Genomic DNA, 14,552 nt, shown 5'->3' with positions numbered 1-14,552 from the left:
AGCCATAGTATCGCCACAAGCGAGAACACAACTGGTAAAGTTGGGCTTCGTCATGAACACGGCGAAGACCTCGTCGCGGCCGTCGCATTCGAATACACGCCCTCGTCCGCGATGCACCCGGACCAGCCTTACACCGCATCTGACGCAGCATGCTGAGCCTACACACCAACGCCGCCTCGCTGTCCGCGCAAAACGCCCTGTTCCACACGGAACGCAGGGCGGCGACCGCCATGACACGACTGGGCACTGGCTACCGCGTCAACTCGGCGCAGGACGACGCGGCCGGCCTGCAGATCGCCACCCGGCTGGTTGCGCAGACCCATGGCATGGCGGCAGCGCGGGGCAATATCCAGAAAGACATTTCCATCTTGCAGACGGCAGACGCCGCACTCGCCGAGAGCACCGATATCCTGATCCGCATGAAGGACCTGGCGACCCAGGCAGCCGACGCTTCGGCCACGACCACCGACCGCGATGCGATGCAGGCCGAATACACCGCGCTGAGTCATGAATTGAGCAATATTTCCAGTGCGACCACCTTCGGCGGCAGCAAGTTGCTGCAAGGCGACACGGTGGCGGAGCGGGCTGGCGTGGTCGCCGCGACCGCCAGCGCGGTCGCCAACGCCGCCAACGCCGCCGCCGCGCACGCCGCCGCCGTGGCCGCCTACAATGCCGCCGTCGCCGCCGACGCCGCCGGATCGACGCCGGCCACGCAGGTGACGCTCGCCGCCGCTTTGGGCGCGGCCACGGCGGCGGCGGCGAGCTCCGGCGTCGCCGCCGTCGCCGCCACCGACGCCCAGGACTATGCCGCCGCCGTGGCGCTGGTGGTGGCCGTCAATGGCATGTTTTCAAACGCGGTCAAGTTCCAGATAGGCGCCTCCGCCAACGAGGTGATGGAATTTAACCTGACCCCGTTGCTGAGCAATATGCATACCGCCCTGCACGCGGCCTCGACCACCTACGACACCTTCGGCATTCAGGTCAAGGGCCGGGGTACCGACCTCGTCCTCTCATCGGCGGCCGCCAGCGCCATCGACCAACTGCAACTGGCGCTGAACGCGGTCGCCGCCGTGCGCTCCAGCCTGGGCTCCGCCGCCAACCGCCTGAACCATTCGGACAGCAATCAGGCCAATATGAGCGCCAATACGGTCCAGGCGACCGGCCGCATCATGGACACCGATTTCGCGGAGGAAAGCGCCGAAATACTGTCCAGTCAAATGCTGATGAAGGCAGACAGCGTGGTGCTGCGGGACAGCCATAGCATCTCGACGATGCTGATGTCGCTGCTGAAATAAGGCGCTGCAGCTTAGCGCTTGAATAGGAGCCGACACGGCCTATACTGGCTAGACCATCACCGTATGGAGGCGCTACATGTTGAAAGTAACAGAAAGTGATATTGCGCAAGAGCTGGATAGCTATTTGCACCGGGCTCTGACGCAGACCATCATCGTAGAAAAGCCCGACCACGACCCCGTGGTCATGCTGTCACTGGCCGAGTTTGAAAGGCTGCAGGACGTCGACGACCAGCACTGGGCCGATTGCGCCCGCAAGGCCAATGTCGAAGGGTATGTCGATCACGATCATGAGGTGCGGCAGCGGCTGGCCGCGGCCATGAAGGAAAAGCGGCTCGCTTGCATCAAGAAAGGGGCGCGTTCAGAGCACCACTAGATAAAAAAATCGCCTGTCTCAGCAGGCGATTTTTTCTTTTACGCTGCGACTTTTTCGTCGCGCAGTTGACGGCGCAAAATCTTGCCGACGTTGGTCTTCGGCAGCTCATCACGGAACTCGATGTACTTCGGCTTCTTGTACGCGGTCAGTTCGTGCTTGCAGAAGTCCAGCAGCTGCTCGGCGGTCAGGTTCGGGTCCTTGCGCACCACGAACAGCTTGACGGCTTCGCCCGAGTTCTTGTCCGGCACGCCGATGCACGCCACTTCCAGCACGCCCGGATGCGACGCCACCACGCCTTCCACTTCGTTCGGATACACGTTGAAGCCGGACACGATGATCATGTCCTTCTTGCGGTCGACGATGCGGGTGAAGCCCTGCTCGTTCATGATGCCGACGTCGCCGGTCTTGAAGAAGCCGTCGGCCGTCATCGACTTGGCGGTTTCGTCCGGACGGTTCCAGTAGCCGGCCATCACCTGCGGGCCGCGGATGGCGATCTCGCCGGTCGAGCCCAGCGGCAGCGCGTTGCCGTCGTCGTCCAAAATGCAGACGTCGGTCGACGGAATCGGCAGGCCGATGGTGCCGGTGAATTCCTTGATGTCGACGCGGTTGGCGGTGGCCACCGGCGAGGTTTCCGACATGCCGTAGCCTTCGATGATCGGCGTGCCGGTCAGCTTCAACCAGCGGTCGGCCACGGCCTGTTGCACGGCCATGCCGCCGCCGTTGCAGATCGAGTAGGACGAGAAGTCCAGCTTGGCGAACTCGGCGTTGTTGAGCAGCGCGTTGTACAGCGTGTTCACCGCAGGGAACACCGCCACGCGGTACTTGGCCAGCTCCTTGACGAAGCCGGGGATGTCGCGCGGATTCGGCACCAGCAGGTTCAGGCCGCCCATGCGCATGCCCATGAAGGAGCTGATGGTCAGCGAGTAGATGTGGTACAGCGGCAGCGCGCACACAAACACCAGCTGCTCGGCCTGCGGCTTGAATTGCAGCCACGCTTCGTTCTGCAGCACGTTGGCGATGATGTTACGGTGCAGCAGCACGGCGCCCTTGGACACACCCGTGGTGCCGCCGGTGTATTGCAGGAAGGCGATGTCGTCATGCCCCTGCTTGACCGGATTGAGCGTCAGGCGCGAACCCTCGGCCAGCACCTGCTTGAACGAGACGGCGTTCGGCAGCGAGAACGACGGCACCATCTTCTTGACGTTGCGGACCACGAAGTTGACCAGAGTCCCTTTCAGCGCGCCCAGCATGTCGCCCATGGTGGCGACGATCACGTGCTTGACCTGGGTGTGCGCGACCACCTGCTCCACCGTGGTGGCGAAGTTTTCCAGCACGATGATCGCTTCCGAACCGGAGTCCACCAGCTGGTGCTGCAACTCGCGCGGCGTGTACAGCGGGTTGACGTTGACCACCGTGTAGCCGGCGCGCAGGATGGCCGCCATCGCCACCGGATATTGCAGCACGTTCGGCAGCATGATCGCCACGCGCGCGCCCGGCTTCAGGCCCTTGCTTTGCAGCCAGGCGCCCATTTGCAGCGACAGCTTGTCGAGCTCGCCGTAGGTCAGGAACTTGTCCATGCACACGTAGGCGTTGCGGTCGGCATACTTGCGGAACGATTCTTCCAGCAGGTGCGTCACCGAGCGGTACTGCGTGCTGTCGATTTCAGCGGGCACGCCTTCGGGATAGGACTTCAGCCAAATTTTTTCCATGTCTTACGCAGCTTTCTTGTTCTGGCCGGGTGGTTCATCGCGCAGCATGCGCCGCAGGATTTTCCCGACGTTGGTTTTGGGCAGCTCCTCGCGGAACTCGATATATTTTGGCTTTTTATAGCCGGTAAATTGTTCTTTGCAATAGGCCATCAACTGCTCGACCGTCAGGTTCGGATCCTTGCGCACCACGAACACCTTGACCGCTTCGCCCGAGTGCTCGTCCGGCACGCCGATGCACGCGCACTCCAGCACGCCTGGATGGAGTGCAATCACGCCCTCCAGCTCGTTCGGATAGACGTTGAAGCCGGACACCAGGATCATGTCCTTCTTGCGGTCGACGATCTTCACGAAGCCGTTCTCGTCCATCACGCCGACGTCGCCGGATTTGAAATAGCCGTCGGCCGTCATGACCTTGGCGGTTTCGTCCGGACGGTTCCAGTAGCCGGCCATCACCTGCGGGCCGCGGATCGCGATCTCGCCCGGCTGGCCCAGCGCCACTTCATTGCCGTCGTCATCGAGGATAGCGATGTCGGTCGACGGTACCGGCAAACCGATGGTGCCGGTGAAGGCCGAGCTGTCGGCGCGGTTGCAGGTAGCCACCGGCGACGTCTCGGACAAGCCATAGCCTTCGATGATGGACACGCCCGTCACCTTCAGCCATTTATCGTTGACGGCCTGCTGCACCGCCATGCCGCCGCCGTTGCAGATCTTCAGCGCCGAGAAGTCCAGGTTGCCGAACGACGGATGGTTCAACAGCGCGTTGTACAGCGTGTTCACCGCCGGCAGCATGTTGAACTTGTACTTGCTCAGCTCCTTGATGAAGCCGCCGATGTCGCGCGGATTCGGAATCAGGATGTTCAGCGCGCCGACGCGCGTGCCCCACATCGCGCAGCAGGTCAGCGCGAAGATGTGGTACAGCGGCAGCGCGCAGACGATGGTGATCTGCTCGCTCACATTGCCCAGCGCCGGCTTGGACCAGGCCTCGTTCTGCAGCAGGTTGGCCACCAGGTTGCGGTGCGTCAGCGTGGCGCCCTTGGAGACGCCGGTGGTGCCGCCCGTGTATTGCAGGAAGGCCGGATCGCCAGGCTCCAGCGACACCGGCGTCAGCTTCATGCGGCCGCCCTGCGACAGCGCGTCCTTGAAGCGCACCGCGTTCGGCAGCGAGAACGGCGGCACCATCTTCTTGACGCTGCGCACCACGAAGTTGACCAGCGCGCCCTTGAGGCCGCCGAGCATCTCGCCCATGCTGGCCACCACAATGTGCTTGACCTGCGTGCGGCCCAGCACCTGCTCCAGCGTGGTCGCAAAATTTTCCAGGATCAGGATGGCTTCGCTGCCCGAGTCGTTGAGCTGGTGCTCCAGTTCACGCGGCGTGTACAGCGGGTTGATGTTGACCACGGTGTAGCCGGCGCGCAGGATGGCGGCGATGGCGATCGGATACTGCAACACGTTCGGCATCATGACGGCGACGCGCGCCCCCTTCTTCATGCCGCGGCTTTGCAGCCAGGCGCCCAGGCGCTTGGAGTACGCATCGACTTCGGCATAGGTGAGGAATTTGTCCATGCAGACGTAGGCGTTGCGATCTGCGAACTTGTGGAAGGATTCTTCCATCAATTGCACCAGCGAGCGGTATTGGCTCGTGTCGATCTCCGTCAGCATGCCGGGCGGGTACGACTTCAACCAGATTTTTTCCATCCTGTGCCTCGTGTCTCGAATTATCGTTGTAAGGTCCGGCGCACAGTGCCGGTTCAGGGTCGGGGGATTCGTCTAATGCGAACTTCCGGAGCCTACTTATGACGATGCTATCGGGCAGCAAGCTCAGACGCAAGCGCATTTAACCATATTTGAACGCGGCTTCTAACGGCTTTTTATGTTGCACCGCAACATCAATGCATGCCTTCCGACGCGGTGTCCGGCTCCTTGGCGCTCTCCGCGTTGAGCATTACCGGGCGACCCAGTTGCTGCAGCTGCTGCTGACGTTGAACAAGATCAAGAGAAGCTAATTTTTGCACTGCACCATAAAATCGCACGAACGTTCGTTCCTGCTTTAACAAGGAACGGAAGGCGGGCAGATAATCGTGGTAAGTTCCCACAGCGCTGAGGTGGGCGTTGGTCAGCGGCTCGGCAAACCAGCGGTCGTAGCCGGCGTAGCCGCCCCAGCTGTCCTTCAACTTCTGGTACTCGGTTTTCAGGTGGGCGAAGATGCGCGCCTTCTCGGCCCGCTTGTGGCGGGTGCTGGTTTTGCCGGCGTAGGTGTCGGCCAGCATCTTGCGGTGGCGCACCAGCAGCTCGAGGAAGTCCTGGCGGCGCGCGTTGTAGCGGGTATAGGCCTCGCGCATCGGATCGGTGCCGTACAGTTCCAGCCAGCGCGCCACGCCGGCCTCCTCCACCGCCGTCGCGAAGCCTTCGTTGAACTGCGAATCGCCCTGCACATACACCACCTGGTGCGCCAGCTCGTGGAACACCATGCGCGCCAGCTCGGCGTCGGAATAGTTGATGAAGGTCGACAGCAGCGGATCGCTGAACCAGCCCAGCGTGGAATACGCCGGCACGCCGCCGACCTGCACGTCATCGTTCTCCTTGCGCAGCTCGTCGGCGTAGGCCATCGCGTCTTCCTTGCTGTAGTAGCCGCGATAGCTGACGCAACCGGCGATCGGGAAACACCACTGGATCGGACGCAACGACAGCTCCGGCGTCGCCACCACATTCCACAGCACGAAGGGGCGCGTCAGGGCGGCGTAGTTTTTATAACTGGCGTTGTCGGGCAAGCCCAGTTCCTTGACGGCGAAGCGGCGTATCAACAACGCTTTTTCCAGGCGGGCCTTGAGTTGGGGGTCGGTGGACGGATCGCCCAGCCAGTCTTCAATCGGACGGGCGTCCGACCACAGCGCATACTGGCCTTGGGCGGCTTGCATGTAGTACTTGAGTTGAGCGCAACCAGCCAGCAGAATTGTTGCGCAGCCCGCCGCCACCCAGTATCTGGCGCGGACGATTCGGCGGGCTAAGTTGCGCATACATTACCTTCAAGCAGCGACTCTTTCGACTTGTACCAGTGTATCGTAAAAAGTTGGTGCGCGGCCCATATCAGTCAACTGTTGGCTGGTAACCTCATTGGCGTTTTTACCATCCCTGCCTAGCTTTTTCCACCACACTGACAAGCCTACAACGAGGCCCGCACGCGCCTTGTCCGTGACGCGCGCCTTGGCGATGAAGGTGCCGCGGTCATTGAAGATGCGCACCATGTCGCCGTCGGCGATGCCGCGCGCCGCGCTGTCGGCAGGATGGATGTCCAGGTGCGGCTCGCCCTCCGCCGAACGCAGGCTTTTGACGTTGACGAAAGTGGAGTTGAGGAAGTTGCGCGCCGGCGGAGAAATCATCGCCAGCGGATATCGTTTAGCCAGTTCCGGATTGCTGGCCACCGATTCATACGGCGGCAGATACGTCGGCAGCGGATCGAGTCCGTCGGCCGCCATCGCGGCGGAATAAAACTCGCACTTGCCGGACGGCGTGGGGAAGCCGCCGTGCGCGAATGGCGCGTCGGGCACGTTGAGTTTCTGCCAGCCTTTTTGCTTCAGCGATTCCCAATCGAAGTTGACGGCACGGACGTCCTGCGCGTCGAAGGCCATGGCCGCCAGCTGGTCGTCGCTGTCCTGGAAGCACGGATCGTCGAAGCCCATGCGCGCCGCCAGCAGCCGGAAGATTTCGGTGTTGGCCTTGGCCTCGCCCATCGGCGCGATGGCGGCGTTGTTGGCCATCATGTACAGGTGGCCGTAGGAAGTGTGCGCGTCGATGTGCTCCAGCTGCGTGGTGGCCGGCAGCACGATGTCGGCGTAGTCCACGGTGTCGGTCTGGAAGTGTTCCAGCACCACGGTGAACAAATCCTCGCGCGCGAAGCCGGCCATGACCTTGGCCGAATCCGGCGCGATCGCCAGCGGGTTGGCGTTGTAGACGATCACCGCCTCCACTTCCGGCCCGAACTCCGGCGACGTCGCGCGCAGCAGGTCGTCGCCGATGGTGGTCATGTTGATGGTGCGCGGCTGCTGCTTCAGCAAGTCCGGGCGTTGCAGCGCGGCCTTGTTGGTCGGGAACGAACCGCCGGACGACAACTGGATGCCGCCGGCCGGATGGCGCCATGCGCCCACCAGCGCCGGCAGGCAAGCCATGTTACGCACCGACATCCCGCCGCCACGCACGCGCTGCACGCCGTAGTTGGTGCGGATCGCCACCGGCTCGCCAGCGCGCGCCATGCCGCCGTACAGCCGCGCCAGCTCGACCACTTCGGCCACGCTGATGCCGCAGGTGTCGGCGGTGCGTTCCGGCGTCCATTCGGCCGCGCGTTGTTTCAGTTGCTCGTAGCCCAGCGTGTGCTGCGCGATGTAGTCATGGTCGAGCAGGTCCTCGGCGATCAGCACATGCATCAGGCCCAGCGCCAGCGCGGCGTCGGTGCCGGGCAGCAGCGCGATGTGCTGGTGGCACTTCTCCGCCGTCAGCGAGCGGTAGGGATCGATGGCGATCAGCTTGGCGCCGTTGCGCTTGGCTTCCTGCGCGCGGGTCCAGAAGTGCAGGTTGGAGGCGATCGGATTGCCGCCCCAGATCAGGATCAGCTTGGCGTTCTGGAACTGCTCCATGTCGATGCCGATCGAGCCGCCGATGGTGTACTTGTAGCCGGTAAAGCCGGCCGTGGCGCAGATGGTGCGGTCCAGCAGCGAGGCGCCGATCCGGTTGAAGAACCTTGAAGACATCGACTCGCCCTGCACCAGCCCCATCGTGCCGCAGTAGCTGTACGGCAGGATCGCCTCCGGCGCGCGCCCGGCGATCGGCTTGAGCCTGGCCGCGATGGTGTCCAGCGCCTCGTCCCAGCTGATGCGCTCGAACTTGCCCTCGCCCTTTTTGCCGACGCGGCGCAGCGGATGCAGCAGGCGGTCCTCATGGTAGGTGCGCTCGGTGTAGCGCGCCACCTTGGTGCACAGCACGCCGGCCGTGGTCGGATGGTCGGGGTCGCCCTTGACGGCGGTGGCCACGCCGTCCTCCACCGTCACCAGCAGCGCGCAGGTGTCGGGGCAGTCGTGCGGGCAGGTCGCGCGGACTTGTGTGGTTGTCATGTCAAACGCCTAAAAAACGTGGATGCAAAGCAGTATGGTAATCGATACGGCGACGATACTCCCCACTCTGGATTTGTTTGCACGACAAGGGCTACAATGGCTGTTCTCGATGCCCAAAAGGCAAGCGAACCCGATCTTGGAGAAGCAGATGAAACTAGTTGACCCCATCATTGCATTTCAATCTGAAATACAGCAAATCCGGCGTGACCTGCACGCCCATCCCGAGCTGTGCTACGAAGAAAAACGCACCTCCGACGTCGTCGCAGACAAGCTGAGCGAATGGGGCATCCCCGTGATACGCGGCCTGGGCCTGACCGGCGTGGTAGGCATCATCAAGCACGGCAGCTCCAAGCGCGCCATCGGCCTGCGCGCCGACATGGACGCGCTGCCGATGCAGGAAGTGAACACCTTCGCCCACGCCTCGCGCCACCCCGGCAAGATGCACGCCTGCGGCCACGACGGCCACACCGCCATGCTGCTGGGCGCGGCCAAGCACCTGGCCGAGCACCGCAATTTCGATGGAACGGTTTACCTCATTTTCCAGCCGGCCGAGGAAGGCGGCGCCGGCGCGCGCCGCATGATCGAGGACGGCCTGTTCGATCAATGCCCGATGGACGCGATCTACGGCATGCACAACTGGCCGGGCGCGCCGGTCGGCACGATGAGCGTGGTCGAGGGACCGATGATGGCCTCCAGTAATGAGTTCTACGTCACCGTCAAAGGCAAGGGCGCGCATGCGGCCCAGCCGCACAAGGGCATCGATCCGGTGATGGTGGCGGTGCAGATCGCGCAGAGCTGGCAGACCATCATCAGCCGCCAGAAGAGCCCGCTGGACACGGCGGTGCTGTCGATCACGCAGATCCACGCCGGCAGCGCCACCAATGTGATCCCCGATGAAGCGGAGCTGGTCGGCACGGTGCGCACCTTCACCCAGCCGGTGCTGGACATGATCGAGCAGCGCATGGGCGAGATCGCCCAGCACACGGCGGCCGCGTTCGGCGCCGAGGTGGACTTCAAGTTCCGCCGCAACTATCCGCCGCTGGTCAACCATCCGGCCGAGACGAAGTTCGCGGTGGAGGTGATGAAGTCGGTGGTGGGCGCGGACAAGGTCGACGACCAGGTCGAGCCGACCATGGGCGCGGAAGACTTCGCGTTCTTCCTGCAAGCCAAGCCGGGCTGCTACGTCTTCATCGGCAACGGCGAAGGCGACCACCGCGACGGCGGCCACGGCCTCGGCCCGTGCGTACTGCACAACGGCAGCTACGACTTCAACGACAACCTGCTGCCGATCGGCGCCAGCTTCTGGGTGCGCCTGGCCGAGAAGAGCCTGCCGCTCGCTTAAGCCAGCTTGTCCGGGGCAGTGCCGACGCGTTGTCCGGGATTCAGGGCTTCCAGTCCCAGCAGGGCCGCCGAATGATCGGCCTGCGGAACCGTCTCCACCAGCGTTTGATAGCGCTCGGTCACCAGCTGCGTCACCGGCAGGGTGATGCCCGCCGCTTCCGCCGCCGCCAGGATGTTGCGCTGGTCTTTCAGCTGCGTCTTCACCTGGCCGCCGGCGACAAAATTCCTATCCAGCATGCGCTGGCCGTGCACGTCGAGGATTTTGCTCTCGGCGAAACCGCCGCGTATCGCCGCCCGCATCGCCGCCGGATCGGCGCCGGCCGCCTGCGCCAGCAGCATGGCCTCGGCCACGATGTTGATGGTGGCGCCGACGATCAGCTGGTTGCACAGCTTGGCCACCTGGCCGCTGCCGGCCGGGCCCACCAAGGTAGGTCGGCCCATGGCCGCCAGCACCGGCTCCAGCTCGGCGAAATCTTGCGCGCTGCCGCCCGCCATGATGGCCAGCGTACCGGCCGCCGCACCGCCCACGCCGCCGGACACCGGCGCGTCGACAAAGCGCCGGCCTTGCTCAGCCAGCAGCGCGTGGAACTCCTGCGCTTCCGATTGGCGGGTCGAGCTCATGTCCACCCACAAGGCGCGCGGCGCCAGCGCCGGCAAGGCTTCCTGCATCACGGCGCCGACGATGGGACCGGCCTCCAGCATGGAGATGACGATGTCCGCATCGCGCACCGCATCGGCCAGCGCCGCCACCGCATGCGCGCCGGCATCGGCCAGCGCAGCGGCCTTGGCAAAGGTGCGGTTCCAGACCGTCACCGCATGGCCGGCCGCCAGCAGGCGCCGCACCATCGGGTCTCCCATCAAGCCAATACCGAGAAGGGCAATTCGCGTAGACAATTCCAACTCCTGAGATGATCAAAATAACAGCCCGGCCGGAATTATTCCACGAACCCCGGTACAATCAAGCCAGCCGTATAAATATGAGATATGGCATTTACATTGCAAGGATACTATGTTCGCGAAACAAATGATTGCAGCAGCAGTAGCACTGATCGCCGCACAGGGCGCATTTGCCGATGACAAACTGATCGATTCCGTGGCCATCGATTATGGCAACGCCGCCAAGGTACAAATGGTGCGCTTCAGCGCCGCCAAGGATTGGAGCGCGCGCTGGTTCCAATCGAACGGCACGCACCTGAGCGGCTACTGGGAAGCCAGCGCCGGTCTGTGGAAAGAAAGCCAGTACCAGAATATTTCGGGCAACACCGCCCACCTGTGGGATGTAGGCTTCACGCCGGTGTTCCGCTTCGAGAACGACAACAAGAAGGGCATCTACTACGAAGGCGGCATCGGCGTGCACCGCTTGTCCAAGCTGTACGATAACGATACATACCGTTTATCGACGCACTTCCAGTTCGGCGACCACATCGGCATCGGCTACGTGTTCGACAACAACTGGGAAATCGGCGGCAAGATCCAGCACTTCTCGAACGGCGGCTACAAGAAGCCCAACACCGGCGTCAACTACGTCGAAGTCAAAGCGGCATACCACTTCTGACCGATAGTCCAAGGCCCCTCGGGGCCTTTTCTTTTAGACGTTCGATTCGGCGACGATCTTCCAGCTTTTGCCTTCCTTGGCCCAGTACTGTTTCTTGCGCACCGCGTGACGGTATTTGCCGACCACGATCTGCTGCGTGAAATTGCTGACGATGACTTCTTCCTGGCTAGGCTGGCGGAAGTAGCTCGGCTCGCTCACGGTCACGCTGATCTTCTTGGCGCCGGGCAGGAAGCGGTTCTTGTCCAGCCAGGCATTCACATCCTCGTCGGCCGCCGACTTGAAGCGCGGCGAATACAGCGCGCGCAAACCGGCGTCGTCGCGGTTCTCGACATCGCGACGCCAGGCTTCCACCAACGCGCTGGCCACCCGCAGATCGCGCTCCATTTGTTCCTTGCTGACGAACTCGACCTGGTCACCGATCAGGATCGGCGTCTTGCCGATTTCTACCGTGCGGGTCAGCGTGTTCAGGTCGTCGTTGCTGACCACCACGCAGCCATCGGTCGACAGCGGCGGACGGCTGAAGGTTTCCGGCGGTGTGCCGTGCACCCAGATGCCGGAGCCGCTGCGGCCCTGCGCCTTGTCCCAGTCGTTCGGATAATCGAGCGGCAACGCGCCCTTGCCGTACATGTCAGGCAGCTTCACGCCCGGCAAGTGGCCGATGATGTAGTACACACCGACCGGCGTGCGCATATCGCCTTCCTTCAGCTTGTTGATGCCCAGCTTGCCCTGGCTGACGTAGAAGTCGGACAGCAGGCGGATCTGGTCGTTGCGGTTCTCGTACAGGTAGAGGCGCGAATGCTTGGCGTCGACGATCAGCGCATGCTTCTGGTCCTTGCGCATCTGCATCAGCGCGCGCGGCAGCAGCGCCGCCGACGGCCTGCCAGGCTCAGCCTGCATGCGCACGGCCGCTTCGCGCCGCAGGTCGGCCAGCTTGGATGCTTCTCCCACCGGCACGGCCGCACCCAGCACGCTCACTTCGCGGGTGTGCATCAGCAGGATGTCGCCGCGGACCAGGTGACCCAGGCGGAAATTGGGATAGGCGACCACCAGCGCATCGGCCTTCTGCTGGGCGACACGCAGATTGTGCTGGGACAGTTCTTTGTAGATATCGGACAGCAGCTCTTCCGGATTGGCTTTACGGACGACCGGCGCCCGCGCCGGCTTTTTTGCGGCGTAACTGACCGTCCCTCCCACCACGCTGAGGAGGAGGACGCAAAGCAACCCACTGGCGCGCCAGTGTTGCGAAAATCTAAAGTGTGACATCAGCTACCCGAGGCTTCCTGCTTAATCTGCCATTTTCCACCATTTTTGACCAGCACGAGCGTCTTCCGGCTTCTGGCGGTCAGGCGATCCGATTCGTAGGTCTGGCGGAAGGTCACTTTGGCCGTATTGCCGTTCACAACCACTTCCGGTCCGCCCACTTCAACGTGGATGCGGCCCTTGCCTTCAATGCGGGCGCGGCGCTCATCGGCCCAGGCCTTGCGGGACAAACCTTTAGGCGGTTCGAACTCCTGGCTGTAATAGCCGAGGTAGGAATCGACATTCTGCGTGGTCCAGGCCTTGGCCCAGCCGTGGACCTGGGCCAGCACCGCGTCGCGCTCGGACGTATCCGGCTTGGCGGCTTTTTCCGGTTCAGGCTTGGCAGGTTTTGGTGGCTCCACTTTGGCCGGCTTGACCGGCTCGGCCTGGGCGACCACCACCGGCGCGGGTTTGACTGGCGCTGGCACTGGAGCAGGCGCCGGCTTCGGCGGTTCAACCTTGGCCAGCACCGGTGCAGGCGCAGGTGCAGCTGGCTTGACTGGAACCGGCGTCGGCACAGGTGCAGGCGCAACCGGCTTGGCAGCAACCGGCGCAGGCACCGGTACAGGCGCTGGCGCTGGCGCTGCGGCCACTTTGACTGCTGGCGCCGGAGTCGGTGCGGGCGGCGTCACCGACAAAGCCGGTATGCGTTGCAAGGTAGTCGACTTGCCGGTATCGGCAGGAATCTGCGAGATCAGCGGCGGCGCGGCATTCGCTGCGGCGCGTGGTGCAGCCACCTGGGCCACTTGCTGAGGCGCTGGGGCAGGCGTTGGCACGGCGATCTCTGGCGCACCGAACTTGGCGCCGGTGCTGCTGGAGAAGTTCCGCAACAGCGTCAGCTTGGACTTGGCCGGCGGAGCATTGTTCGAACCGAGCGCCAGCGCCTTGTCGTACGCCTGGCTGGCCATCTTGCCGTAGACGTCGCCCAGGTTTTCATACGCCGTCATATAGCTCGGATTGGTACGGATCGCTTTTTCCAGCGACACGCGTGCCTTGTCGTACTGGCCGTTGGCCGCGTACAGCACGGCCAGGTTGTTATACGGTTCCGGCAGGTCTTTGTAATCTTCGGTGAGTTTGGTGAACACCGCGATCGCCTCATCCGACTTGTTTTGCTCAGTCAGCAGCACGCCCTTCATGAAGCGCATTTGCGGATCGGATGGGTGCTTGTTCAGGTATTCGTTGGTCTTGTTCAGTGCCTCGACAAACTTGCCGGCCTTGGCCAGTTTGGTGACGTCGGCCATCTCATCGGCACGCGCCGGCGCGAGCGCGAAGAGGGTTACCACGATGCCGGCGGACGCCAGGGCACGGTACAGCATAGTTGGAGCTGTCTTATTTTTCATTGAGGTATGAAGCAAGCACGAAAGCACACATGGTACACCTTTCGTTTCCCTAGATCAAAATCTAGCTTGTATCTTATATGCCTCTTTTGTCACAAAAAATAGTACCCGGAAATGCGAAAAACCCCACCAAGATCACTCGGTGGGGTTCTTCTATATAACTAGCCTGACGATAACCTACTTTCACACTGGTTGCAGCACTATCATCGGCGCAGAGTTGTTTCACGGTCCTGTTCGGGATGGGAAGGGGTGGTACCAACTTGCTATGGTCATCAGGCATTGACTTGTACTAGCGTCGCTTAACTTCAGCGCCGCCAAGAATCTGGAGGAAGTATTATAAACGATTTATATCGTTTATGTAGTAAATATTTTAGGTAATGAAGTTGTATCAACGAACGTTCCAACGTACTTCTTATTCACCATAACCTGCTAAGGTTATAGGGACAAGCCGTACGGGCAATTAGTATCAGTTAGCTTAATGCATTACTGCACTTCCACACCTGACCTATCAACGTCCTGGTCTCGAACGACCCTTCAAAGA

The 14,552-nt window shown here is 62.3% G+C and carries 11 protein-coding genes and 2 rRNA genes; 4 read left to right on the top strand and 9 right to left on the bottom strand.

Features of this window, described 5'->3' with window-relative positions; translation table 11 throughout:
* The first annotated feature begins 149 nt into the window (after nt 1-149).
* Complete coding sequence (locus D0T21_RS16585; RefSeq protein ID WP_116991894.1) at nt 150-1,295, top strand: flagellin; 1,146 nt, start codon at nt 150-152, stop codon at nt 1,293-1,295.
* A 76-nt stretch (nt 1,296-1,371) separates the two neighbouring features.
* Nucleotides 1,372-1,668, top strand: coding sequence for a hypothetical protein (locus D0T21_RS16580; protein ID WP_116991893.1), 297 nt, complete (start codon nt 1,372-1,374; stop codon nt 1,666-1,668).
* Nucleotides 1,669-1,706: 38 nt separating this feature from the next.
* On the opposite strand, the gene D0T21_RS16575 is transcribed toward D0T21_RS16580, so the two are convergent.
* The 4 genes from D0T21_RS16575 to D0T21_RS16560 all read right to left on the bottom strand — a co-directional run bounded on the left by D0T21_RS16575 (nt 1,707) and on the right by D0T21_RS16560 (nt 8,479).
* Nucleotides 1,707-3,377, bottom strand: coding sequence for a long-chain fatty acid--CoA ligase (locus D0T21_RS16575; RefSeq protein WP_116991892.1), 1,671 nt, complete (start codon nt 3,375-3,377; stop codon nt 1,707-1,709).
* Nucleotides 3,378-3,380: 3 nt separating this feature from the next.
* On the bottom strand, nt 3,381-5,072 hold the full coding sequence (locus D0T21_RS16570; RefSeq protein ID WP_116991891.1) for a long-chain-fatty-acid--CoA ligase: 1,692 nt from the start codon (nt 5,070-5,072) through the stop codon (nt 3,381-3,383).
* Nucleotides 5,073-5,263: 191 nt separating this feature from the next.
* The gene (locus D0T21_RS16565; protein WP_116991890.1) at nt 5,264-6,391 is read right to left on the bottom strand and encodes an aminopeptidase; all 1,128 of its coding nucleotides are present in this window, start codon (nt 6,389-6,391) and stop codon (nt 5,264-5,266) included.
* Between the two features lie 9 nt (nt 6,392-6,400).
* The gene (locus D0T21_RS16560) at nt 6,401-8,479 is read right to left on the bottom strand and encodes a molybdopterin-dependent oxidoreductase (RefSeq protein WP_116991889.1); all 2,079 of its coding nucleotides are present in this window, start codon (nt 8,477-8,479) and stop codon (nt 6,401-6,403) included.
* A gap of 148 nt (nt 8,480-8,627) precedes the next feature.
* On the opposite strand from D0T21_RS16560, the gene D0T21_RS16555 reads away from it, so the two are divergent.
* A complete protein-coding gene (locus D0T21_RS16555) occupies nt 8,628-9,821 on the top strand; it encodes a M20 aminoacylase family protein (RefSeq protein ID WP_116991888.1) in 1,194 nt (397 codons plus the stop codon).
* On the opposite strand, the gene D0T21_RS16550 is transcribed toward D0T21_RS16555, so the two are convergent.
* Nucleotides 9,818-10,714 carry an NAD(P)-dependent oxidoreductase gene (locus tag D0T21_RS16550; RefSeq protein ID WP_301546344.1) on the bottom strand — a complete coding sequence of 299 codons (897 nt, stop codon included), beginning with the start codon at nt 10,712-10,714 and terminating at the stop codon, nt 9,818-9,820. The two genes, D0T21_RS16555 and D0T21_RS16550, sit on opposite strands and share 4 nt — an antisense overlap.
* 115 nt (nt 10,715-10,829) lie before the next feature.
* On the opposite strand from D0T21_RS16550, the gene D0T21_RS16545 reads away from it, so the two are divergent.
* On the top strand, nt 10,830-11,375 hold the full coding sequence (locus D0T21_RS16545; protein ID WP_116991886.1) for an acyloxyacyl hydrolase: 546 nt from the start codon (nt 10,830-10,832) through the stop codon (nt 11,373-11,375).
* A gap of 33 nt (nt 11,376-11,408) precedes the next feature.
* On the opposite strand, the gene D0T21_RS16540 is transcribed toward D0T21_RS16545, so the two are convergent.
* The 4 genes from D0T21_RS16540 to D0T21_RS16525 all read right to left on the bottom strand — a co-directional run.
* A complete protein-coding gene (locus tag D0T21_RS16540; protein ID WP_229211522.1) occupies nt 11,409-12,596 on the bottom strand; it encodes a murein L,D-transpeptidase family protein in 1,188 nt (395 codons plus the stop codon).
* Nucleotides 12,597-12,637: 41 nt separating this feature from the next.
* Nucleotides 12,638-13,990: a tetratricopeptide repeat protein gene (locus D0T21_RS16535; protein ID WP_116991884.1), complete on the bottom strand. Its 1,353-nt coding sequence runs from the start codon at nt 13,988-13,990 to the stop codon at nt 12,638-12,640.
* Between the two features lie 185 nt (nt 13,991-14,175).
* A 5S ribosomal RNA gene (gene rrf / locus D0T21_RS16530) occupies nt 14,176-14,288 on the bottom strand.
* A gap of 162 nt (nt 14,289-14,450) precedes the next feature.
* Nucleotides 14,451-14,552: ribosomal RNA gene (locus D0T21_RS16525) — 23S ribosomal RNA — on the bottom strand; the annotation flags it as partial.

The sequence above is a fragment of the Duganella sp. BJB476 genome (genome assembly GCF_003416895.1).
GTDB lineage: Bacteria > Pseudomonadota > Gammaproteobacteria > Burkholderiales > Burkholderiaceae_D > Rugamonas.
This window is presented reverse-complemented; position numbering and strand designations above follow the sequence as displayed.